Below are 23359 nucleotides of genomic sequence, written 5' to 3'. Positions count from 1 at the left end.
TATCATTATTTTATAGCGTATGAGCATATATATAAATAATTACTTGTTTGGTAACTATTCAGTTACCCAAAGTCAACCTTGGTTTAAACTCATCAATGAAGTAATAATCTTAATATAACATAATATAAAAAGTTCTCCTGTGTGAAATTTCACAGGAGAACTTTTTTGTATCTTTGATAGCTCTTTCTTTAATTGAACTACTGCAGAGAGAGTCTTTTCAGAATATAAGCAACAAGAGATTAACCTGATTTGGATTAGTCTTAATGTTAGATTACTACACTGAAAAGTGCATTACTTGTTAAGTTTATTGAGCTGCTGCGTATCAAACAGTGCATACAGTGGTGTGAGATGTCGGCGGATAACTGCAGTCCATATTTTATTTCTGTTTATACTGCTTGATTCGTTCAAATTACCTGAATTTTTGGCGGTTATGACAAGATATAGTAAAGTGCAATATTAAGGGGCAATATTTATCTTTAATTCGTTTTTACAGCGCATTTAAATTACTTGTTTTCTATTTTTTATAAGTTTATTAACAGATTGTAAAATCACAGATTCTGCTTGTATTTTTATCAGAAGTATTATATAATATACTTATCATGATATAAGGAGGGATCACTATGATGATCAGAAAAATGATAGCAGCAATGTCAGCTATCGCAATTATGGGGAACTCAGCAGTTTATAACGGAGCTCAGTACAGCTTTTTCCGCTCTTATGCCGCAGAGTCAGCAGAAGAACAAATTTCAGAGGGCTGTGCGATGATATCAATTATCGCGCCAAATTATAAGCTTCCTGAGGGGATAACAGCGAAGCTTGTGGAAGTCAGCGGGGAAGAAAGAAAGGTATTGGCTGACTGGGAGCCTGCAAAAACCCATATGCAGACCTTTTCCAAGCTCAGCCTGAGTGATGGTATCAGCTACAAAATAATTATTGAAAACATTCCTGAATACTTTTATCTGCCTGAAGAAACTGATATTAATATTGGAAATGGAAACAGCACGGACAAAATTGTGATTTGTGGCTTTAATAAGCAAATGTACCCCGGCTTTTTCTTTGGTATCTCAAACGGAACAGAACTTCATTTTGCAAGAAGACTCGTATCCTTCGGAAGCAGCTATTCATCAATTACAAGCGCACATGACAAAGACGAGATCGAAGAAGCATATATAAAAGACGATCAGGGATTCAGATACATAAATGCCTTTTCTGACTCGGGAGAAGCCTTCATAGTTCCTGACGGTCATTATACCGCTTATGTAAAGCCTGCCGAGGGGTACAGCTTTGTACAAAAGAATTCAGAAGCTGCATTATACGTCGCCCCGCACAAGTATTACGAGGACGATTATTTCGACTATGATTTTTCAAAAGGCATAGATTTCAACGTAAAAAACGGTGTGGCAGACAAAAAGATCGAATTCTATATTGAAGAAACTTCGACATCTGAAAACAGCTGCTCGGCAGAGATATCCGTCATTGATGAGGACACAGGAGAGCTTCTTGAAGGCTGTGTTCTTAAATTCGCAAACAGATTCAGTTCGTCCGCGCCTTTAATGATGTCAACAGCCAAAGATAAACCGATAAAATTTGACGACCTGCGTGCTTTGAACAACAAGTATGAAATATCATTGAAATATCTTCCTCCGTTTTATAAAGCCGAGACCGATTATTCTTTCACTTTCACCGAATTCGGAGAGCACAAGGATATTGTTATAAAAGCAAAGCGTACTGTTTCCGAGGAAGAAGCGGCAAAGCTGAAAAAGGTAGAACTTCCCAAGGAAGACCCGATCCCTGTTGATAACGAGCACTGTGCCGTTACGATAGCGACTTATGATCTTAATACCTTCCTGCCGCCGAAATCACTTACTGCATCGCTTGTAAAACAATTAAATGATGAAAGTAAAAACGAGACTGAGCTTGCAAGCTGGGATATCAGCGAAGAGCCTGTAAAAACCTTCACAGACATAGAATACGATCCCGACGCTGAATATTACTTAAAGTTCCCGATAACAATGGCATCGTACAATAATGCGGGACGTATAAAACTAAACTTCGTGAAAGGCGGAGATACTGATAAAATAGCAGTACCTCTTCATGATTCATATATGTACGGAAATGTAGATGTTGACTGCTGTATCTGTACCCAGAAGGATAACGCTACAAGCTACGGAAGCGTATACAACTACGGCAAAAAGGAATTTCCGCTTGAATCATATGGTATTTATGATGATAACGGCTACAGATACTGTTATGCATCAGGTCTGTCATCATTTCAGTTAGGAAATGGCGCTTTGCCGGACGGGGAGTACACTTTCAGGATAGTGCCCAAGGAAGGCTACAGAGTACTGCAAACAGGCAGTGAATATATGTGCGTTTCATCATTGCGTGAAAGATTTTCACTCGATGAGCTGGAGCAGAACAGCGAAAAAGGCAGCAGCGGTATCCGATTCAAGGTCGAGAACGGCCTGCAGCGCGATAAGGTAATCATCCTTATCGAGGAAGCTCCTACAGCTGAAACCGCCTGCTCTGCCGATATATCAGTAGTTGACGAAGCTACTGGTGAACCGATAAACGATGTACAGCTCAAATTTGTATGCTCAAAGAACAACAGCTACTCCTATTCGTGGAATACATCAGATATACCCGTGATGAAATACGATAATCTGTTGTATACGGGAAGCAATTACAAGGTCTTTGTAAAAGACGCTCCCAAGGGGTATGAATATTCGTCACAGAGCTATCAGGTCTCGTTTAAGGAATACGGACAGCATGAAGATCTTGTAATAAAACTGAAAAAGAAACTTTCACTCGGAGATGTAAACTGTGACGGTATTATAGATGCTGTTGACGCATCAAAAGTCCTTAGGCACTATGCGATTATATCCACATATCAGGACAGTGAATTCACAGACGATCAGAAGGCGGTCGCTGACGTTAATAAGGACGGCGAGGTAAATGCTGTGGATTCTTCCAATATACTTGCATATTATGCTTACACTTCGATATCAGATGACGCAATAAAAACTATGGAAGAATTCATTAATAAAGAGTAAATTTAAACGTCCGTTGAAAGCATAACAGCTGCAACGGACGTTTTCTGTGCCCCCAAAGAGACAGCTCCCGAATTCGGGAGCTGTTGTACATTATATCGTAAAATCAGCTTGAAAGGCTCTGCGAAAAATCAGTAAATTCAAAAACTGTGGTAAAAACGTTATTATCTGAGCGACTTTATTCAGCCGCTCAGATTTTTTTACAGTATACAATGGATACTGTAATTTGTCAGGATACTAAGGATATCAGCCGAGCCTGTCGGGATACATGATCTCCAGCCCGCCCAGGACTTTATCTCCCCGGTTCCTCAGCGGCATAGTCCATTTCTTAGCTGTTTCATGTGTTGCCGGATACAGAGTCTTCATATACCTGTGGATTTCATATTATCGGAATTATTATTGACGTTCTTCACGCCGTGATGAGATAGTTTTCTGACGAAATGAGGCTTGCACTCAAATCAGAGAGCAAGCCTCAAATAATTTATATGCAGAAGCAGTGCAATGCCGTTAATCATTTTGTTTTTCAATATGCCTGTACGCATATTCCAGAAAGCCGATGTTCAGTGCGGCGAATACCGTCAGATATACAGGCATTATCCCGATTCCTGCAGCCTGCTGTAAATGGCCGAATACCATAGGCATAAATGTACTGCCGATATAAGCAGAAGCCATTTGCAGACCGATAACTGCGGCACTGTTTTGCCTGCCGAAATTCTCGGGAGCCATGTGCTGTATCGCAGGATAGACAGGTCCCATGCCGACGCCTGTTATCACAAAGCCCACCGCAGCAGGGACATAACTCTCAAAGGGCAGGAATATCAGTAGTAGACCGACGGCTTCAACGGCAACTCCGATTCGTATGAGAAGCCTGTCGTTCAGTTTGTTTGAAACGAATGCCGAGATAAGTCTGCCAAACATAAGACCGCCGAATATAAGCGAGCCGAAAGCCGCCGCTGTTTGTGCGGATATCGTCTTTGTGCCGATAAAGTAACTCGAAGTCCACAGAAAGCAGGTCGCTTCTCCAGCGCAGTAGGCGTAAAAAGCTATCAGCGTAGGGATAACTCCCTTGATTCTGAGAGCTTCTGTTATGCCTGCGGAATGTTCCTCGCTGTCATTATCGGCTTCGGCGTTTTTCTTCCACAAAGGGGCTGAAAGCAGACATACAAGCATTATTCCCGACTGTATGTATGCCGTCCAGCGGTAGCCCTCGTTCCAGTGCGATTTGGCAAGGGCAATTGACATGATGTAAGGACTTATCATTGCACCCACGCCGTAGAAGCAGTGCAGGAAATTCATAACCGACGATGAATAATGCTTTGCGACATAGTTGTTGAGTGCCGAATCCACCGAGCCTGCACCCAGACCGTATGGTACAACAAACAAAAACAGCATAGCATAGGACTTCGACAGCGAAAAGCCGATAAGACCTATGACAGTCAGCAGTATCGAACCTGTTACTATGTGGTGTGTGCGCAGCTTCCGTATCAATGTCGGGGCGAGAAGTGCGGAAATTATGGTCATGAATGATATGGACATGGACACATACCCTGCGTAAGCTGACGGTACGCTGAAGTCCTTCTGAATAGTCGGCCAGCCGGAACCGAGGAGCGAATCGGGAAGTCCGAGACTTATGAACGCTAAATAAATCACTGCAAGCAGCATTGAACCCATATTCGTTTCTCTCCTTATTTTACAAGCTCTGCCACTTTCTGTGGTGTTTGCTGATAGCCGTTCTTCGCCCAATACACGAACAGCTTATACACGCCGCCGATCTTGTAGACGATCTCCCACGGCGAAGCGGTATCGGAGAGCCGTGCGAACAGCCGCTTGTCAAATTCTTCTTCGAGCAGATACAGCTTGTCCGTTTTCATCAGGATACTCACCACATCACGATGCTCGTACATATGCTCAAACAGCCACACGATGTAGGGACTCAGGCTTTCTTTCGTCAGCGTGAGGTAGTTTTCCTCGGTCTGCGAGAGCCAGTCGTCTGTGACGCTTGTGATATAATAGCGCAGAACATCGTCCTTTTCATTGAAATTGCGGTAGAAGGACACTCGTCCTGCCTGCGCTTCGGTGATGATGTCCACAACGGTTATCTCGTGATATTCACGCTTTTTCAGCAGTCTGATGAACGCCCCTGCTATACGGTCTTTGACCGTCAGCGGGCGTTTGTTTTTTGCACGTTTCATAAATGATACAAAACCTCCCTAAGTGTACCAAATTGCACGATATTATTGACTTTCGGGCACTTTCATGTTATACTTATGATACAGATGAACCATATTCAGCATACCACAAAAATCCCATAATGTCAAGTACGAAAGGAATGAGAAAGGTGAAAAAAGTTATGAAAGTGATTTTTATAATAATACTTATCATCGCTGTGCTGGCAGTATTGCTCTGGTTTGGTCTGAAAAAGATATGGAACAATATCATGACAGCGCAAATGGCACCGGACAACTACACTTCCGAAGTAAAAACAGGCGGTGATATTGAAGCAATGTATTTGGCTATGGGCAGTTATGAAGTAAAGTGCTTTACCGTAGATTATCCTGATGATGCTGAAATCAAAACAATCAGCATATGGTATCCTGCCGAGCTTGAAACAAGCGACAGGAAATATCCTGCTGTCCTGTTTGTGAACGGCACGGGTGTCGGCGCATCGAGATACAAGCCTGTATTTGAGCATCTTGCTTCATGGGGATTTATCGCAATCGGCAACGAAGATCCGTCTACATGGGAGGGCAAAAAGGCTGACCTGACGCTTTCCTATCTTCTGAATGCAAATGAAGACGAAAACAGTATTTTCTATCACAGGCTCGATATGGATAATATTGGTGTTGAGGGACATTCGCAGGGCGGTGTCGGCGTTTACAATACGATCAATGAAACCGAACACAAGGATATTTACAAGTGCGCTGTATCGCTCTCGCCTACGCAGGAGGAGGTTGCAGAGCAGGTGCTTCATATTCCGTATGATCCCGCAAAAACAGCGATACCCGTATTGATGCTGTCGGGTACTGAAAATGATGTAATAACTCCCGATAATATGCAGAAATCCTATGCAAAAGTCACCTCGCCAAAGGCTATGGCAGTCCGCAAGGGCGCAGCACACGGCGATATGCTCTATTCCGCTGACGGCTATGTGACAGCGTGGTTCATGTGGCAATTACAAGGTGATACCGAAGCGGCAAAGGCGTTTATCGGAGATAACCTCGAAATCCTGAGCAACAGCTTATATCAGGATCAGAAAGCAGATTTGGAGGGATAATATGAAAAAGGCATTAAGGATCATCGGCATCATATTGGCGGCCATATTGGTGATACTGCTGCTCGTTTATATCTTTATTCTGAATTACCCGAAATTGAAGAAAGGCCCGAAGATCGGCAAATGGTATCGAGTATCCGACAGCGTGATGAAGGACTCCGAGGGCGGCAGCTATCATGCCTTGTTCAAAAAGGGCAGCGAAAATAAGGTCATGATCTATTTTGCAGGCGGCGGTGTCAGCGTCAACGAGGAAACTGCCCGTGACGATACCTACAACACAAAGCTCGTCAAGCCCGACCTGCTTGCGAATACCACCATGAATATGGGCGGTCTTGCTTCCGATGTTGAGGGCAGTCCGTTTGAAAACTGGAGCATGATTCTGTTCCCTTATGCCACGGGAGATTTCCATTCGGGTACGGGCGAGTTCCACTACACCGACAAGGACGGCAAGGAGAAGATTCTGTATCACAACGGCTATACGAATTATACCGCCGCCATGAAGCAGATCATGGAAAAGGCTGGCATCGAAAACGCCGATACGGTGCTTGTGACAGGCTACAGCGCAGGCGGCTGGGGTGCGGCGATACTTGCAGACGATATTTATACAAACTATTTCCCGAATGCCGCAAACAAAAATCTGTTTGTGGATTCTTCTATGGCATTGTTTGATGATTGGCATGATACCGCCGTCAATGTTTGGCAGTCGCCAGAATCTATCACGGACAATATCAGGACTGATAATCTGACAATGGATATGCTACGCCATCTTCGTGAGAAATACGGCAACGACATTCATCTTCTCTACGGCACATCGACAAGGGACGGTGATCTTGCAAAGGTCCAGAATTATTTTCAGAACGGCATTATGGATGTAGATGAGTCGGTTGCAGACAAATATCAGCAGACGCTGAAAGAGGCAATACCGCAGTTCAAGGAGCTGAATGTCAGCCTGTTTATCTGGGACGGGCTCGGCTACTATGACGATCCAAGGAATATGACCTCCCACACGATCATCGCAATGCCCGTGGTATGGTTGACCTTCGAGGAGCAGAACAAATCCGTTGCCGAGTGGCTGACCGACGCAATCAACGGAAAGCTGAATGACTACGGACTTGACCTTGTTGACAAGGTGTATGAGAAAACAGAAAACAAATAAACAGCGTATTGCCGCACGAAATGCCGTGCGGCTGCGCTGTTTCCAGAGGTAAGATCATGAAATGAAACTATAAATAAAGCTGTGATACCGCTTGTAGCTCTGCTTGTTGCCGTATTGCTTTAAATGTCGCTGAATTCTATTTTACAATGCGAAACGATATGGGGACACAATGCTAATTATCCTGTGAACCTGAATTTTCACAGGAACCTTATATCAAAAAATCTGCTGATCATGAATATGTCCTGAAAGGCCTCATAATCAGCCTTCGCGGCTAAGAGGCAAAAACAGCGGCTATGGCATAACTGACTATATTTTTATGTTTTTTGTCTTATGTCTGATCGGCTGGCTGTGGGAATGCGGACTGCATATATTCCATGACCATGAACTTGTCAACCGTGGGACGCTGTATGATTCACGGATCCGGATTTATGGTGTCGGCGGAAATATATAAAGGGAACAGGCTCGGAGAATGCTCTCTGAGCCGTTTTTTACGAACCCTCTTGATATTAGCAGTTTTTTCGTTACAAAGAGTAAAAACTTATTGAATCTATTCAGTTTTTCAAGTATAATATAAGTATAGAAGTTGATACGATGAATATTGATAACACACTTTACACTGGAAGACCTACAGATCAGCGTTCAGACGTTGAAATGGCCATATACGATAAACTTGATGCTCTTGGTATAGAATACAAGCGAGCCGATCATGACCACGCTGATACTATGGAAGACTGCCTTGCTATTGAAAAGGTGCTCGGTGCTAAGATATGCAAGAACCTGTTCCTCTGCAACCGTCAGAAGACCAGTTTTTATATGCTGCTCATGCCGGGAGATAAACCTTTCAAGACAAAGTTCCTGACCTCGCAGCTTAACTGCACCCGTCTTTCGTTTGCTGAAGCTGATAAGATGCAGGAGTATCTTCACACCATTCCAGGCTCTGTATCTGCACTGGAGCTTATATTTGATGACGATAACGATATTCAGCTTGTAATTGATAATGACCTTATGAAGGATGAATACATCTGCGGCCACCCGGGCATAAACACATCTACTGTCCGACTTCTCCGTGACGATATGCTGAGATATGTCCGTGAAGCTAAACATGAGCCTGCATTTATAGATTTACCGGTAGAATAGTAAATACAGCGCTGAAAGCATATCAAATCGTGCTGTGTGTTAATCAAGTATTTTTAATTCTCATCGTTTTAAAGAGAAATAATGTCAATATGCCGCTTGCAAGGGCTGCAATACTTGCCATGAGCCATACACCGTCAAGTCCCCATACAGCAGTCAGCAGGAAAAGAAATATGATGGGAAACAACAATGTTCCGAAAAGTGAAACAAGCAAAGAACGCCCGGGACGGTCAAGTGCCGTGAAAAGTGATGAAAAGCACATATCAATCCAGCCGACAAGGTATGAGAATGAAAACAGCTTAATTGCTGTTATGCTTACTTTCAGTAGCTCTGTATCGCTTTCCTTGATGAAAAGAACAGCCGCATGAGGTCCGATAAATAGCATAAACAGGAATGATACTGCCGATACAGTAATAGTTGCTGTAATGACGCGCCTGAAAATCGCCCTCATTCTTTCAGGCATACCTGCACCGTAGCAATAACTGATCGCAGGCTGGAGCGAATCGCAGATACCGAAATTCATCATACCGATGATACTGTCAACATACATCACGATAGAAAATGCTGCAACGGCGGTGGTGCCGCCGTATTTCAGCAAAAACAGGTTCATGACCACGCTCATTACCGATGTGGCGATACTGCTGAAAAACTCACTTGAACCGTTTGCTATGATACTAAAGAACTGCGGAATAGGGATATTCTCTTTTGTGTAGTAAACGTCCATGCGCTTACCCATGAAAAGAAACAGCGATACCAACGAGCCTGAACTGATAGATACACAGCTTGCTATTGCGGCAGCCTTTACACCCTGATGAAGTACAGCAATAAGTATAAAGTCCAGTATCACATTTGCAAACTGCGATGTGACATTCAGTATCATACTGAGCTTTTCACGTCCGCATACACGAAGATAGTTGTCAGTTGCGAAATATATCGGTATCAGCGGAGCAAACAAGGAATAAACCCTGAGATATTCCGTGCTGAGCATAATGGCGTTCTCACTTGCCCCTGGAGATATCAAGGTCACAAAAGGTCTTGCAAAAAAGAAACCGAGCAGACCTATTCCAAACGAGAATATCAAAATGAACTTGACTGAAAATGAGAATACTCTTGATGCTTCTTCACGCTTATGCTGACCGAGAAGCATGGACATATTGACCGAAGCACCTGTTGCTGTCATATTGGATATCGCTTCAACGATCATGATTATTGGCATTATGAGATTGATAGCCGCAAGAGCATCTTCGCCGAGGTACTTGCCGACAAATACACCGTCAACAACTGAATACAGCGCACAAAAGACAGATGTTATAACAGCAGGGACTGCACAGCGGAAAAACAGCTTTGTTGGCGGAAGTTTAGCAAATAATTCTGAATTCATATTATCCTCCAATAAAAAAAGCCCGGCTTATCACAGCATATACTGTGAAAAAACCGAGCGCACTCGACACCTTATCTGACAGGCGGACGATATTTATCGCCCCTCGTGCTACGGCACACTGTCCTCCGGTGACCAATAATATTTACTTCTATGGCAGTATTATAACATACTATTTTGAAAAATGCAATACCTTTATTATGATTTCAATACTAATTCAATACTTATGAGCTATAATAAAAGAAACTCTGCAAAAAAAATAATGAAAGGAACACGAAACATGAAAAAGCTATAGCACTTATCACATCAATAATATCAATGTTTTCATTGACTTCATGTTCAGACAAAGCTCCTGCCACGCAAGACACTAAAGTTACACAAATGAGATATAAGGACAAGCTTTTCCAAACCGGAAAAATCAATGAGCTCAATATAGAAATAGGAGAAAACGAATGGAAGGAACTTCTTGAAAATGCTTCGGAGAAAAAGTATTCTTCCTGTGATATTACGATAAATGGCGAAAAACTATCAAAGGTCGGTATAAGAGCCAAGGGCGGAAGCAGTCTTGACGATGTCAAGGCAATGGGAAACTCAGACCGTTACAGCTTCATGCTTAAATTTGACAAATATACAGACGGGCAGAACTATAACGGACTTACCAAGCTCTCTTTGAATAACAATCTTGGCGATGCAACACAGATGAAAGATGTTATTGCATATGATATGTGCCGATATATCGACCTTGACGCTCCGTTATGCAATTATGTGAAGATATATCTTAATAATGAATACTTCGGCTGCTATCTTGCGGTAGAACCTGTTGACAATGATTTCTGTGAGAGAAATTACGGGGATAGCAAGGGGGCGCTGTACAAGCCTTTTCACAATCTTTCATATAAAGGAGATAACGAAGAGGATTATGAGGGCATAACAGAAGATACAGTTATTGAAGGGGATAAAGATTCACTGAAAAAGGTTATTGCTGCATTGAAAAGTTTTGACAGCGGCGAGAATATCGAAGCACACGTTGACGTTGATTCAGTACTGAAATACCTTGCGATACAGACCATGACCGTGAATTTTGATGGCCTGACAGGCAGAAATGAACATAATTATTTCCTGTATGAAAACAATGGAAAGATAAGTCTTATTCCATGGGATTATAATCTATCATGGGGCGGTTATGTAGATTTTGGCGAAGAAGAGATGTTCTATGAAGATGGACTTGAAAGTGAAGAAGAACTTGACGAATCTCAGTGGGAAGCGCAATGGGAAGAATGGTATAACAATCTGAGCGACGAAGAAAAACAAAAGATGCAGGAAGCTGAAGAAGCAGCTATTGCGGCAATGCCGTCAATGGTAGTAAACCTTCCTGTCGATACTCCTTTTACCTGCGAGCTTTCCGAAAGATCATTCTTTATGAAGCTGCTTGCAAATAATGATTATAAAGTGAGATACTACAGTTATCTGTCAAAACTTGCGTCGGAATATGTCAAAGGCGGAGCATTTGATAATACAGTAAGAGCAGTAATGCAGGAGATCGGCAATATTACAGGCACAGAGAAAAATGCATTCTTTACCAATGAAGAGTTCATGGAAGGCGTGTCGGTTCTTGGTCAGGTAATACAAAGGCATTCAGATTCTATTATTGGTCAGATCAGCGGCAGCATTCCTTCAACATGGGAAGGTCAGCAGTCTGAACCTAACCTGATAAACTCATTAACTGTGATGATATTGATATGCTGAAAATGGGCGGTGCATGATATGCTAAAGCTGATCAAGCATTGCAAATAACAGTGACAATCTATTGAAAGAGAAGGAGCCGCATTGTCGGCTCCTTTTTATTTCTTCAATATAGTACACGAAACAGCTTTTGCGTGAAAAAGCGATATAAGCAGAAAGTTTTTTTGAAAAGCTCTTGACAAATACCCTGTGGGGGTATATAATATAATCACAAGATACCCCATACGGGTATTTGAGGAGGGATAATATGGACAAACAGAATTGCTGCTGTGAACGTAAGAAAAAACGCAGTGAAGAAGAATTCAAGTCGCTGATGAACCGTCTGAAAAGAATAGAGGGACAGGTACGCGGAGTTGAAAAAATGCTTGAAAACGACGCTTACTGTCCTGACATATTGACGCAGGTATCTGCTATAAACAGCGCTCTGAACAGCTTCAACAAGGAATTGCTGGCTTCGCATATGAAAAGCTGTGTCATAAACGATATCCGTGCAGGGAAAGATGAAGTTATAGACGAACTTGTGTCTACTTTGCAGAAGATAATGAAATAACAGGAAAGGAACTTAAATGGAGCAATATAATGTGACAGGAATGAGCTGTGCCGCTTGCAGTGCAAGAGTTGAAAAAGCAGTATCAGCAGTTCCGGGAGTCAAAAGCTGTGCGGTCAGTCTCCTCACAAATTCAATGGGAGTTGAGGGAACTGCCTCGGAAACAGACATAATCCGTGCCGTTGAGAATGCAGGCTACGGAGCTTCCAAAAAAGGAGCAGCGGTCAGAACTGCGGCGGCTGATGATGATATGCTGAAGGATACAGAAACTCCGAAGCTGAGAAAACGCCTGATAAAATCAGTGACAGTTCTGTTAGTGCTGATGTATTTTTCAATGGGACACATGATGTGGGGATTTCCTGCACCTGCGGCATTTGATAATCACGTATTCCTCGGCATATTTGAAATGCTTCTTGCTATCGTCATAATGATGATAAATGCTAAATTCTTCACGAACGGTTTCAAGTCGCTTTTCAGCGGGCACCCTAATATGGACACTCTCGTTGCACTGGGTTCGAGTGCTTCATTCGGATACTCGCTTGCGGAGCTGTTCATAATGATACTTGCACAGGGCAACGGCGACCATGAGACAGTCATGAAATACGGAATGAACCTGTATTTCGAGTCCGCAGCCATGATACCCACGCTTATCACTGTGGGCAAAATGCTGGAATCCATGTCTAAGGGTCGGACTACGGACGCGCTGAAAGGTCTTATGAAGCTCGCTCCGAAAACGGCAGTTCTTTATCAGGAAGGCGAGGAGCGCGAAGTCGGTATCGAAGAAGTCAGAGAGGGAGATATTTTCGCAGTAAAGCCCGGTGCAAGCATTCCGGTTGACGGAGTTGTGGTGTACGGTTCATCATCGGTGGACGAATCGGCTCTTACAGGTGAAAGCATACCGGTTGACAAGGAAGAAGGCTCTGCTGTTTCGGCAGCAACTATAAACAAATCGGGGTATATCCGCTGCCGTGCAACAAGAGTCGGTGAAGATACTGCTCTTTCGCAGATAATCAGGACTGTATCGGACGCAGCAGCTACAAAAGCTCCTATCGCGCGAATAGCCGATAAGGTATCAGGGATATTCGTTCCTGCTGTTATGGCAATAGCATTGCTGACGCTGATCGGCTGGCTCATAGCAGGCAAGGAGTTCAGCTTTGCCATTGCAAGGGCAATATCAGTACTTGTTATAAGCTGTCCATGCGCCCTCGGACTTGCTACTCCCGTGGCTATAATGGTGGGCAGCGGCGTTGGTGCCAAAAACGGCATACTCTACAAGACTGCCGCTTCTCTTGAAGCTGTGGGCAGAGCGAACATGATAGCACTTGACAAGACAGGAACTATAACCGAGGGCAAGCCAGATGTTACGGATATACTTCCTTGCGGTATCACCGAAAACGAACTGCTCACATATGCTTCGGCCCTTGAAGCCAGAAGCGAACACCCTCTTGCAAAAGCTGTCACGGAAAGAACTTCGGGCATGACCATTCCCGAAGTCACGGATTTCAAGGCACTTGCAGGGAACGGTGTTTCGGCTGTGCTTGACGGAGAGATTCTTGAAGGCGGCAGCTATAAGTATATCGCTCAGAATTATGATATTTCACCGGAATATACCGCAAAAGTTACGGAGCTTTCCGACGGGGGAAAAACACCTCTGCTCTTTGCAAAGGGCGGCAGCTTTATCGGTATCATTGCTGTTGCCGACACAATAAAAAGCGACTCGGCAGCTGCAATAAAAGAGCTTAAAGGCATGGGTATAAACGTTTATATGCTCACAGGAGACAATGAACGCACAGCCGGAGCGATAGGCAGACAGGCAGGCGTTGACGAGGTCATTGCCGGAGTTCTTCCTGACGGCAAGTCAAAGAAAGTTTCAGAGCTTAAAAAGCAGGGCAAAGTGATCATGGTGGGCGACGGTATCAACGACGCTCCTGCACTGACTACGGCTGATACGGGCATTGCAATAGGTGCGGGTGCAGATGTTGCCATTGACGCGGCTGATATAGTTGTCATGAAAAACAGGCTCACGGACGTTTCCGCTGCGATACGTCTCAGCCGTGCAACTATAAGGAATATTCACGAGAACCTGTTCTGGGCGTTCATCTACAACGCTGTGTGCATACCCCTTGCCATAGGTCTGTACGGTATCGAGATGAAGCCTGCATACGGTGCGGCGGCTATGGCGATGTCCAGCTTCTGTGTATGCATGAATGCTCTCAGGCTGAATTTAGTGAAGATACATGACGCAGATCATGATAAGAAAATAAAAACTACAGTGATAAAAACGGAGGAAAAAGCTATGACAAAGACTTTAAAGATCGAAGGCATGATGTGTGAGCACTGCGAGGCAAGGGTAAGAAAAACTCTTGAAGCGATTGACGGTATCGAGAGTGCTGTTCCCGATCACAATGCAGATACTGCTGTTATAACACTCAGCAAGGACGTTCCCGAAGATGTCATAAAAGCTGCTGTTGAAGCTCAGGACTACACTTTTGTCGGCATAGAGTAAACTATAAAAAGCCCTGCTCTATGAAATATGAGGACAGGGCTTTATTTACTTTACAGGAGAGGTGTCAATGAGTAAGATAAACGATGTGATAAATCAGATAGACGGCTATGTATGGGGACTCCCGCTGATAATCCTAATTATGGCGTGCGGTATCCTGCTTACGGTAAGACTGAGGTTTCTGCAGGTCCGCAAGCTTGGTAAAGCATTGAAATACATGGTGAAAAACGAGGAAAACGGAAGCGGTGAGGTCTCCAGCTTTGCAGCATTGTGTACAGCTTTGTCCGCTACGGTCGGAACAGGAAATATAGTCGGAGTTGCTACTGCTATTGCCGCAGGCGGAGCAGGTGCGCTCTTCTGGATGGAGCTTGCCGCATTCCTTGGTATGGCTACAAAATATGCAGAGGGGCTCCTCGCGGTAAAGTACCGTATCAAGGACGAAAACGGTAATATCCTCGGCGGCCCTTTCTATTACATTGAAAACGGACTCGGTAAGAACTGGAAATGGCTGGGCAAAATGTTTGCGCTGTTCGGACTGCTTGCAGGTATAATGGGCATCGGTACCATAACACAGATAAACGGTATAACCTCGGCTGCAAACAATTTCTTCGATCCTCAGCAAATCCATACAATCTCTGTATTTGGCATGGAATATACATGGACAACGGTAATTGCAGGAGCTCTTATAACTCTGCTGACAGCACTTATCGTTATCGGCGGAATTAAGCGTATAGCTACAGTTTCCGAGGTCGTAGTGCCTGTTATGATAGTAGCTTACGCAGGCTGCTGCCTTACAATTATTTTCTGTCATATAACCGAGATACCTTCATCGGTTGCTTCAATAATCAAGGGGGCTTTCAGCCTTAAAGCCGCTGCCGGCGGTGCAGCAGGCACTGTTATGATGTATGCTGTGAAGAGCGGCGTAGCAAGAGGTATTTTCTCAAATGAAGCAGGTCTCGGCTCAGCTCCTATCGCAGCTGCCGCAGCAAAGACCAGCGAACCTGTCCGCCAGGGACTTGTTACAATGACAGGTACTTTTATCGATACTATCATAGTATGTACAATGACAGGACTTGCTATAATCATGTCGGGCAGTCATAATACCTCTGAGCTTAAAGGCGTAATGATAACTATGGACGCCTTTGATTACGGTCTGCCGTTCAGCGAGAGAGTGTCCTCTTTCATTCTGATGTCATGTCTGGCGGTATTCGCATTCACGACTATCCTTGGCTGGAACTACTATTCTGAGCGCTGCCTGTCCTATCTTACAGGCGCAAATAAAAAGGTCACCAATATATACCGCTGGGTATACATTGCCGCTGTTTTCATAGGTCCGTACCTCGCAGTTGAAGCAGTATGGAACATTGCGGATATTTTCAACGGCCTGATGGCTATTCCGAATGTTATTGCGATAATACTTCTCTCTGGTGTAGTTTCAGCTGAGACAAAGGATTATCTGACAAGGCTTAAAGCAGGGCTGGTCAAAGAGTGATAATATGCATTTCTGATGTAAAAAGACCGCAGTTAATTCTGCGGCCTTAATATTTTCTTTACTCTTAATATTATGCGGCGTTCTTTTGAAAGCGCAAAAGCTGCAGCAATGAAGAACAATGTGCCAGCTGCTATCTCGAACGGGAATATCAGCAAAGCTTCTTCGGGAATTATGAACGGCAGAGTTGCTATCGCTCCGCATGGTGGAAAATAGAGCTTCATTCTGCAAACGGCGATGAGTATTACTGTACACGAAACTGCAGCCGGTACTGCAAGGGGAAGATTCAGCTTTTCTGTGAGAAGAAAGCGTGAGAGGACTCCGCTGACCGAGGCGATGACTATAAGCGAAGCTGCCTGCGGTGAACGCTCCAGCAGCTTGCTGTGCGGTTTTGACATCTCAAAGAATGCTACGATGAGCGGAGGTGCTATAAAGAATATCTCCATTGTCAGCGCCGGGATTATGCAGATGATACTTGCAGCTGATATTTGTCTTATCCGCAGTGCGAACAGCTGCTTATCGGGATTTACGGGCGTAAAAACGTTTTTCTCACGTAGACCGCACTTCTCAAGTGTCAGCTGTGTAAGGAGTATCAGTGAAGTCATCACGATTACCGAGCCTATGTAGACGGGACTTTTTGTGCCCAGCAGCACTGGCAGTACGCAGGCTGATACAGCAGGCAGAAACTCAGTTTTTGAAGCGGTAACGCAAGCAATTGCACACAGTATTGCAAGCGGTATCTTAATAACGGTCAGGAGCGGTACAAATGCCAGTCCTACGCCTATTACAGCTGCCGCGGTTATCGTAAGCAGCAGCCTTAGCCTTGATGCGTTCCATGACTGTTTCGGAGCTGCCAGTGCTCCTATGGCAACAGCCGTTATTTCAGGGAAGATTATCTCTTTATCGTGTAAAAGCTCCGATGCAGCCACCATACCGGTCGCCAGTATGAGTGACAGGATAACAGGGAGCGCTTTTCTGAATGTTTGCAATCAGGTCACCTTTTCTGTTTAGAATCACAAAGTATAGTATACCACTTTACAAACATGATTGCAACTGTTACTTTGCATAAATATTGGCTGCCTTTGACATCTTATTAAAAAAGCTCAGGAGCCGATACAGTGATCATCTGTACCAGCTCCTGATTTACACAACTAAAAGGCTGCATACCTTTATATGCTATAAAAAATCATTTGAAATAGAACACTTTGCCTTTGGCGCGGAAGGGAAGTCTTGACCCGTTGGGTATGAGAAATGCGTGTTCATGATGAACTTTAAGGTCGTGTTCGATGCCTGCATCGGTAATTATGAGTATCGGACCGTCCTTAGGAAAGTCCTTAGCCCTTTCGAGCAGATCGACAGCAGGCTGCAATACAGTTCCGCCTCTGCCCTTGACTGCTACTCGGCCTGCAATGTCTTCGGGATCAACGTATCCGATATCGTATGCATGTGCGTCGCAGAAAACTACTCTTACAAGCGGAACGTCCTTTGCTACCGAATAGCTTGCGGCAGCTCCGAGGGCTTTTCCAATCAGAGTGGGAGACATTGAGCCCGAGGTGTCGATTATTACTGCGTAAGTCCGTGAGTATTCGGGAATATCAGCCTGCACCCAGCTTGGTCGGGGAATATCTGGAGTGCTGCTCTGTCTGCGGCTGGGACGTGCATAGGTGCGGTGCTTTTCAAGGGGAGCAAACCATGTATCGAACCATTTTGCAAGTTCAACATCCCACGGAACAGGCGGCATTGAAAGTGCCTTTATCTCTTCGATAAGTCCTGCGGGGATATATCCTCGTGAAGTTGAAGTATGGTATTCAAGACCGCTTCGCAGCGCACTTTTACAGAAGTCGTCCAGTGAAGTTGCGCCGCCCTTATCGGGCGACCAGCCCTTGTCGATTATATCGCCCTTGCCATAGCCTCGGAAGGTCGAGAGCTTTGAGTTCTTACGCAGATCCTCTATCAGTCGGTCGTATATTTCTTCGGCGGACTGATTTTTTAATGTTTCGTCATACATAAGACCGTTCTGCGGCATGATGCCTATCTGCATCTCGTTCAGCCAGCCGTTGATAACGAAGTCGCAGGCAATGTTCCAGAGGTAAGGCTCGCGACCGTTTCTGCGGGCATGGTGCTGCAAGCCGGCGTGCAGGTACTCATGAGCAAGTACGAATTTCCACTCCTCAAGAGTGAGGCCGGCGGCAGGATTAACGTATATTTCCCCGTTTACTACATTAACAGCGGCTATTTCGATATCGTCAAGGTCATTTCTTTGATGCGTTTCGACGAGTTTAAAGCCTGTGGCGACTCCGCCAAGCAGGGGATAGTGGTTGATGAACCACTCGGCTGCCTTTGCCATTACTGATCTGTGTCTGCCGTCAGAAGCAGGGCGGTCGGCAGCTTCATTGATCACGGAACGTACAGAATCGGCAAGTGCATAGGCGAAATCCGTTATATGATGGTTTTTTCCGTAGCGGTATGTGAGCGGCGAGTCTGTTCCTATCATATCGGGGAATTCGCCTGCTGTTCCGAAAACGTTGCTGTCTGCGGAGATGTGCCTTTCAACGAGCTGATCGTATATTTTAAGTTCACTTGAAGCCGAGCCGTATGTATTGAGCAGAGTCATATCAATATTGCTGCTGCCGAATTTTACATCTGCAAGAAAACGGGTTATGAAAATATCGCAGGCCATATTCCATAGTGCAGGGACATAGTCGTTTACCCACTTCTCCTTTTTTTCGCTGATCTTCTGCCAGTATCCTGGCATACGGTCTGCGTCAAAATGTCCGAAAGACAGGTGGAGCATACAGTGTGCAATGATATATGCCCATTCCTTAGGCGTTTTATCGCAGTCCTTGTTCAGGTATACATAGCCTGATGAGGAGACTTTTGCAGGGACATTCCTGCCTAATTTGCTTTTCGGGACATTTATGGTACTTATACGCAGCTTTCCGAAAAGAGGGTGCTTATCTATCAGCTCAATACCGTCGAGAAGCTGCTGCTCGCATTTTGATATCTTATCTTCTTTTTTCTTAGCCATATTATTTGTCGTTCTGAATAAGCCGCGGCAGGTCGCGTACTATCTCGACCATGAACCATTCGGGAAGTACCTTGCCGTCGTCTGATGATACTATCATCTGAGCAAGTTCAAGGCTGATGTGGGACAGATCCTTGATAAGAGCCTTTGCGCGGTGAGTGAGGAACTGAGCGTTCTTGTCCATTTTCTGCTTGTCCTCGGGAAGCTCCATGAGAAGCTTTGCACGGAAGCTCTGGGAAACAAAGTAAAGCACATCTCTGTCCTTGGGGTCGCTCGGGAACCTCGCGTCGCCCTTGATTATCTGGCTGAGCAGGTTCTTGTTGCTGAGATTTTTGACAAAGGCAAGGAACAGACCTGCATGACTTGCCGAAACAGAGCCGTATGCAAGAACTCGCAATATGCTTTCGGGAACTTCCTTTTCTCCTGCGCCGTAGGCTTTCAGAGCGTCGCTGAGCATATGCCACGAACGCGGAGTGGAATAAGGCTCTTCAGTTTTGGGCGGCTCCGAAAAGAGGTGGTCGGGGCGCTGGGTTATATAGTCGATGACCCACGAGTGGAGCTCATTCTCATATGCCCAGTTAATCCACTGCTGCGGATCGGCTACGAGCTGTACATGGAACATTCTGTTCACAAGGGCGGTGGACATGGTCTTTACGATAGCACCGTCCTGTGAGCGGTTTCCTGCGCCGATAACAACGCTGCCCTTTGGAAGATGATATTCGCCTATGCGCTTTTCGTGGATAAGGCTGTAAAAAGCCTTCTGCACTTCCTGAGAGCAGGCGTTGAGTTCATCAAGAAAAAGTACATACGGTTCCTGCCGTGCAATCATTTTGGGCGGTATAAATTCAGACGTTGCGCCCTTTATCTGCGGTATACCTATGATATCCTCGGGAGCAAGCTGGCTTCCGAGCAGTGAAACACAGGGCAGTCCCACATCATCGGCGAATTTCTGCACAAGCGCTGATTTGCCTATGCCAGGTGCTCCCCAGATGAAAACAGGTCTGATAGGGGAAAGGTTGAGAAGAATATCAGACAACTCGTTTTGTGTAACAGTAAATGACAGATTCATATTCCCTCCGATATAATCAGCTTTAAGCTGTAAACATGATCAGTTATTATTGATTTATTGTACCATATATGGAGTAATAAGTCAATCCATCATGAATTATTGGGGAAAAGCAGTATATACAGAAAAATCAGCCTATAACAGGCTGATTCTTACCGGCAGTCAATAACTGTTAAAGATCTCATGGAATCACTTTATTGGTGTCAGTTTTGACGTCGTTTTTTTCAGTTTTCTTCGATAAAAATACCTGTCAGTTTCGGAACATTGAAACGAGTGGTAAACAGTTCGCATTTGCACAGAAATTCATAGAATACGTGACGCCCCTGTCCCGACATAGACTCGAAATTTCCCTGCCCCTTTGCAAGTATCACATCGGAAGTATCAAGCACTTTTTTCGCATCTTCGGAGAGCATTTCGTAGACCGTACCTGCAATGGCTTCGCCGTTGGCAATGATCTCGGCCACATCGTCAAGCCCCACATATACCGCGTCCTCGGCAGTTGCGTCGTTGAGAACATTTCCGCCCCGAACCATAGCTCTTACAGTGAGCTGCGGAAATCGTACTTTCAGCTGTTCGAGCATGAGCTTGTCAAGAACTATCTCGCCGCAGTTATCGCATATAAGGAGGAAAGTTTCAGCTTCGGCGCATTCGCGCAGAAAAGCTTCATAGGTCTTTTTGTCGTCCTCCCGCATGGCCGTATCGGAAAAGAGTCCGAGAAATTTGTCATTATCAACGCTGTTCATAGCTCCGAAGTCGATATAATTGCCTATACGAGCTATGATAAGCGCACTTGCAAGAGGATCCTCCGCAGAGCTTATCACACGCCGCAGTTTTTCCTCCATTGAGAGGACAAGGTCGTTGTACTGTTTCTTTATGCCGCTGTAATCCGCGGCTTTGCCGAAGTATCTGATATGAGCTTTATTGAAAAGATACACCATATACGGACTGGTATCGTTTTCACTTCTGTTGTCAAGAAGCGATCTTATCTCGGCAAGATATCCGGCGTTATCGGTCTTGTTTTTCTGGCGCGTGTACAGGCAGTCGGCACAGCTTTGAGAAATACGCATCATTTTCTCCTTATAAAACATTATTTTTATGACATGGCAGTCATATCAGTCCTGTTCTGAGCTGATATCCTTTATTTTCATAGCTCTCATAGCATTGAGTATAGCGATAACGGAAACTCCCACATCTGCAAAGACCGCAAGCCACATATTGGCTATACCGAGAGCTCCGAGCAGAAGAACGATGAACTTGACTCCGAGAGCAAATATGATATTCTGGTAAACTATCCCCAGCGTTCGCTTTGAGATGTCCATAGCAAGAGCGATCTTTTCAGGATCATCGTCCATGAGAACTATATCGGCAGCTTCTATTGCCGCGTCAGAGCCAAGCGAGCCCATTGCGATACCGACATCTGCTCTTGAAAGAACAGGCGCGTCGTTTATACCGTCGCCTACGAATACAAGGCTTCCTTTCGGAGTTTTTTCTTTCAGCAGCTCTTCAACTTTATCTACCTTATCCGCAGGCAGAAGTTCGCTGTAAGCCTTGTCGAGACCGAGCTCTTTCATGGCAGCCTCTGCCGCTGACGAAGAGTCTCCCGTAAGCATTACCGTCTGCTTCACGCCGCGTGATTTCAGGCGTTTTACAGCACTTTGCGAGGTCTCCTTGATCCTGTCTGATATAACGATATGACCTGCATACTGTCCGTTATCGGAGATGTGCACCATTGTTCCCGCTTTATCGCAGGGCACGATATCCACGCCCATTTTATCCATGAGCTTTGAATTTCCTGCGCATATCTCATGCTCGTCGATAACCGCCTTTATTCCATGTCCCGATATCTCTTCATTGGAGCTTATACGGCTTCTGTCAGTTTCCTTTCCGTATCTGGACGAAATTGAGTGAGCGATAGGGTGGTCGGAATAGCTTTCCGCATAGGCTGCAAGCTCAAGGAGCTTATCCTCCTCGATGATGTGTGGGTGTATCTCGTTCACCTCGAACACACCCTTTGTAAGGGTTCCTGTCTTGTCAAATACGACTATTTCTGCATTTGCAAGAACTTCGAGGAAGTTTCCGCCCTTGATGAGTATTCCTTTTTTGCTGGCGCCGCCTATTCCGCCGAAGAAGCTGAGAGGAACTGATATCACCAGCGCACACGGACAGGAGATAACAAGAAAAATAAGAGCACGGTGTATCCACATCGCCCAGTTACCGCCTGTTGCAAGAGGTGGGAGAATTGCAAGCAGAAGTGCGGAAATAACTACGGCAGGAGTATAGTATTTCGCAAATTTGGTAATGAAATTCTCGGCTTTCGCCTTTTTTGAAGCTGAGTTTTCGACGAGGTCGAGTATTTTCGATACAGTGGAATCCTCATACTCCTTTGTGACCCTGATCTTGAGCATACCGCTCTGATTTATGCATCCGCTTATTACGCTGTCGCCCTCTCTGACAGTCCTCGGAACGCTCTCGCCTGTAAGGGCAGAGGTGTCCACCGACGAAACTCCCTCAGTTACTATGCCGTCAAGAGGTATTCTCTCACCGGGCTTGACAACGATAATCTGTCCCTGCTCGATCTCCTCCGGATCGGCTTCCTCTAATTTTCCGTCAACTTCGATATTGGCGTGATCGGGACGGATATCCATGAGCGAAGCGATATTTTTCCTCGACTTTCCGACTGCAACGCTCTGAAAAAGCTCGCCGATCTGATAGAACAGCATAACCGCGGTCGCTTCGGGGTATTCCTTTACCGCAAGAGCTCCGATAGTCGCTACGGCCATAAGGAAATTCTCGTCAAAGACCTGTCCGTTCTTTATATTCCTTATCGCCTTCCAAAGGACGTCCCAGCTTATGATGCCGTAGGGAACAAGGAATGCCGCAAGCCTTGCAGGGCTTTTCTCTTCAAGCGGGAGCAATGCAGCGATGACCAGAAGAATACCGGCTGCAATTATCCTTATCAGTATGTTTTTCTGCTTCTTGCTCATGATACAGCACTCC

General features: G+C 45.0%; 17 protein-coding genes. 9 read left to right on the top strand and 8 right to left on the bottom strand.

Annotation, left to right across the window (positions count from 1 at the left end; genetic code table 11):
* Positions 1–620 precede the first annotated feature (620 nt).
* On the top strand, positions 621–3053 hold the full coding sequence (locus IKW96_RS12990; protein ID WP_296575661.1) for a dockerin type I domain-containing protein: 2433 nt from the start codon (positions 621–623) through the stop codon (positions 3051–3053).
* Between the two features lie 504 nt (positions 3054–3557).
* Here the strand turns inward: IKW96_RS12990 and IKW96_RS12985 are convergent.
* Positions 3558–4721: a sugar MFS transporter gene (locus IKW96_RS12985; protein WP_296575657.1), complete on the bottom strand. Its 1164-nt coding sequence runs from the start codon at positions 4719–4721 to the stop codon at positions 3558–3560.
* A 14-nt stretch (positions 4722–4735) separates the two neighbouring features.
* A complete protein-coding gene (locus tag IKW96_RS12980; RefSeq protein WP_296575654.1) occupies positions 4736–5242 on the bottom strand; it encodes a TetR/AcrR family transcriptional regulator in 507 nt (168 codons plus the stop codon).
* Between the two features lie 158 nt (positions 5243–5400).
* Between IKW96_RS12980 and IKW96_RS12975 the strand changes: the two genes are divergently transcribed.
* The 4 genes from IKW96_RS12975 (at position 5401) to IKW96_RS12965 (ending at position 8614) form a co-directional block, all read left to right on the top strand.
* A complete protein-coding gene (locus IKW96_RS12975; RefSeq protein ID WP_296575652.1) occupies positions 5401–6324 on the top strand; it encodes a hypothetical protein in 924 nt (307 codons plus the stop codon).
* Position 6325: 1 nt separating this feature from the next.
* Complete coding sequence (locus tag IKW96_RS12970) at positions 6326–7477, top strand: pectin acetylesterase-family hydrolase (RefSeq protein WP_296575649.1); 1152 nt, start codon at positions 6326–6328, stop codon at positions 7475–7477.
* Positions 7478–7793: 316 nt separating this feature from the next.
* A complete protein-coding gene (locus IKW96_RS14840) occupies positions 7794–7928 on the top strand; it encodes a hypothetical protein (protein ID WP_367112960.1) in 135 nt (44 codons plus the stop codon).
* A gap of 140 nt (positions 7929–8068) precedes the next feature.
* Positions 8069–8614, top strand: a complete 546-nt coding sequence (locus IKW96_RS12965; protein WP_296575647.1) for a prolyl-tRNA synthetase associated domain-containing protein — start codon at positions 8069–8071, stop codon at positions 8612–8614.
* Between the two features lie 43 nt (positions 8615–8657).
* Here the strand turns inward: IKW96_RS12965 and IKW96_RS12960 are convergent, their stop codons facing one another.
* The gene (locus tag IKW96_RS12960; RefSeq protein WP_296575644.1) at positions 8658–9992 is read right to left on the bottom strand and encodes an MATE family efflux transporter; all 1335 of its coding nucleotides are present in this window, start codon (positions 9990–9992) and stop codon (positions 8658–8660) included.
* 378 nt (positions 9993–10370) lie between these two features.
* Between IKW96_RS12960 and IKW96_RS12955 the strand changes: the two genes are divergently transcribed.
* The 4 genes from IKW96_RS12955 (at position 10371) to IKW96_RS12940 (ending at position 16274) form a co-directional block, all read left to right on the top strand.
* Complete coding sequence (locus tag IKW96_RS12955; RefSeq protein WP_296575641.1) at positions 10371–11735, top strand: CotH kinase family protein; 1365 nt, start codon at positions 10371–10373, stop codon at positions 11733–11735.
* Between the two features lie 244 nt (positions 11736–11979).
* Positions 11980–12282 carry a metal-sensing transcriptional repressor gene (locus IKW96_RS12950; protein WP_296575639.1) on the top strand — a complete coding sequence of 101 codons (303 nt, stop codon included), beginning with the start codon at positions 11980–11982 and terminating at the stop codon, positions 12280–12282.
* A gap of 16 nt (positions 12283–12298) precedes the next feature.
* Positions 12299–14785 (top strand): heavy metal translocating P-type ATPase, encoded by a 2487-nt coding sequence (locus IKW96_RS12945; RefSeq protein WP_296575636.1) that lies wholly within the window; start codon positions 12299–12301, stop codon positions 14783–14785.
* Positions 14786–14852: 67 nt separating this feature from the next.
* Positions 14853–16274: a sodium:alanine symporter family protein gene (locus tag IKW96_RS12940; RefSeq protein WP_296575633.1), complete on the top strand. Its 1422-nt coding sequence runs from the start codon at positions 14853–14855 to the stop codon at positions 16272–16274.
* 32 nt (positions 16275–16306) lie between these two features.
* Here IKW96_RS12940 and IKW96_RS12935 read toward each other — a convergent pair whose 3' ends face one another.
* From IKW96_RS12935 to IKW96_RS12915, 5 genes are all read right to left on the bottom strand, one after another.
* Positions 16307–17260, bottom strand: coding sequence for a hypothetical protein (locus IKW96_RS12935; protein ID WP_296575630.1), 954 nt, complete (start codon positions 17258–17260; stop codon positions 16307–16309).
* Between the two features lie 197 nt (positions 17261–17457).
* Complete coding sequence (locus IKW96_RS12930; RefSeq protein WP_296575626.1) at positions 17458–19299, bottom strand: hypothetical protein; 1842 nt, start codon at positions 19297–19299, stop codon at positions 17458–17460.
* Between the two features lies 1 nt (position 19300).
* The gene (locus tag IKW96_RS12925; protein ID WP_296575623.1) at positions 19301–20365 is read right to left on the bottom strand and encodes a MoxR family ATPase; all 1065 of its coding nucleotides are present in this window, start codon (positions 20363–20365) and stop codon (positions 19301–19303) included.
* A gap of 221 nt (positions 20366–20586) precedes the next feature.
* Positions 20587–21429, bottom strand: a complete 843-nt coding sequence (locus IKW96_RS12920; RefSeq protein WP_296575619.1) for an ARMT1-like domain-containing protein — start codon at positions 21427–21429, stop codon at positions 20587–20589.
* 45 nt (positions 21430–21474) lie between these two features.
* On the bottom strand, positions 21475–23346 hold the full coding sequence (locus IKW96_RS12915; RefSeq protein WP_296575616.1) for a heavy metal translocating P-type ATPase: 1872 nt from the start codon (positions 23344–23346) through the stop codon (positions 21475–21477).
* Positions 23347–23359: the final 13 nt, after the last annotated feature.

Origin of the sequence: Ruminococcus sp. (genome assembly GCF_017549005.1) — a bacterium.
GTDB lineage: Bacteria > Bacillota > Clostridia > Oscillospirales > Ruminococcaceae > Ruminococcus.
The sequence above is the reverse complement of the archived record's forward strand: the minus strand, read 5'-3'. Positions and strand labels throughout refer to the sequence as shown.

Excerpts from the sequence above, each read along its gene's own strand:
- IKW96_RS12990 (WP_296575661.1), top strand. The coding sequence starts at position 621 with ATGATGATCAGAAAAATGATAGCAGCAATGTCAGCTATCGCAATTATG.
- IKW96_RS12985 (WP_296575657.1), bottom strand. The coding sequence starts at position 4,721 with ATGGGTTCAATGCTGCTTGCAGTGATTTATTTAGCGTTCATAAGTCTC.
- IKW96_RS12980 (WP_296575654.1), bottom strand. The coding sequence starts at position 5,242 with ATGAAACGTGCAAAAAACAAACGCCCGCTGACGGTCAAAGACCGTATA.
- IKW96_RS12975 (WP_296575652.1), top strand. The coding sequence starts at position 5,401 with ATGAAAGTGATTTTTATAATAATACTTATCATCGCTGTGCTGGCAGTA.
- IKW96_RS12970 (WP_296575649.1), top strand. The coding sequence starts at position 6,326 with ATGAAAAAGGCATTAAGGATCATCGGCATCATATTGGCGGCCATATTG.
- IKW96_RS14840 (WP_367112960.1), top strand. The coding sequence starts at position 7,794 with ATGTTTTTTGTCTTATGTCTGATCGGCTGGCTGTGGGAATGCGGACTG.
- IKW96_RS12965 (WP_296575647.1), top strand. The coding sequence starts at position 8,069 with ATGAATATTGATAACACACTTTACACTGGAAGACCTACAGATCAGCGT.
- IKW96_RS12960 (WP_296575644.1), bottom strand. The coding sequence starts at position 9,992 with ATGAATTCAGAATTATTTGCTAAACTTCCGCCAACAAAGCTGTTTTTC.
- IKW96_RS12955 (WP_296575641.1), top strand. The coding sequence starts at position 10,371 with ATGAGATATAAGGACAAGCTTTTCCAAACCGGAAAAATCAATGAGCTC.
- IKW96_RS12950 (WP_296575639.1), top strand. The coding sequence starts at position 11,980 with ATGGACAAACAGAATTGCTGCTGTGAACGTAAGAAAAAACGCAGTGAA.
- IKW96_RS12945 (WP_296575636.1), top strand. The coding sequence starts at position 12,299 with ATGGAGCAATATAATGTGACAGGAATGAGCTGTGCCGCTTGCAGTGCA.
- IKW96_RS12940 (WP_296575633.1), top strand. The coding sequence starts at position 14,853 with ATGAGTAAGATAAACGATGTGATAAATCAGATAGACGGCTATGTATGG.
- IKW96_RS12930 (WP_296575626.1), bottom strand. The coding sequence starts at position 19,299 with ATGGCTAAGAAAAAAGAAGATAAGATATCAAAATGCGAGCAGCAGCTT.
- IKW96_RS12925 (WP_296575623.1), bottom strand. The coding sequence starts at position 20,365 with ATGAATCTGTCATTTACTGTTACACAAAACGAGTTGTCTGATATTCTT.
- IKW96_RS12920 (WP_296575619.1), bottom strand. The coding sequence starts at position 21,429 with ATGCGTATTTCTCAAAGCTGTGCCGACTGCCTGTACACGCGCCAGAAA.
- IKW96_RS12915 (WP_296575616.1), bottom strand. The coding sequence starts at position 23,346 with ATGAGCAAGAAGCAGAAAAACATACTGATAAGGATAATTGCAGCCGGT.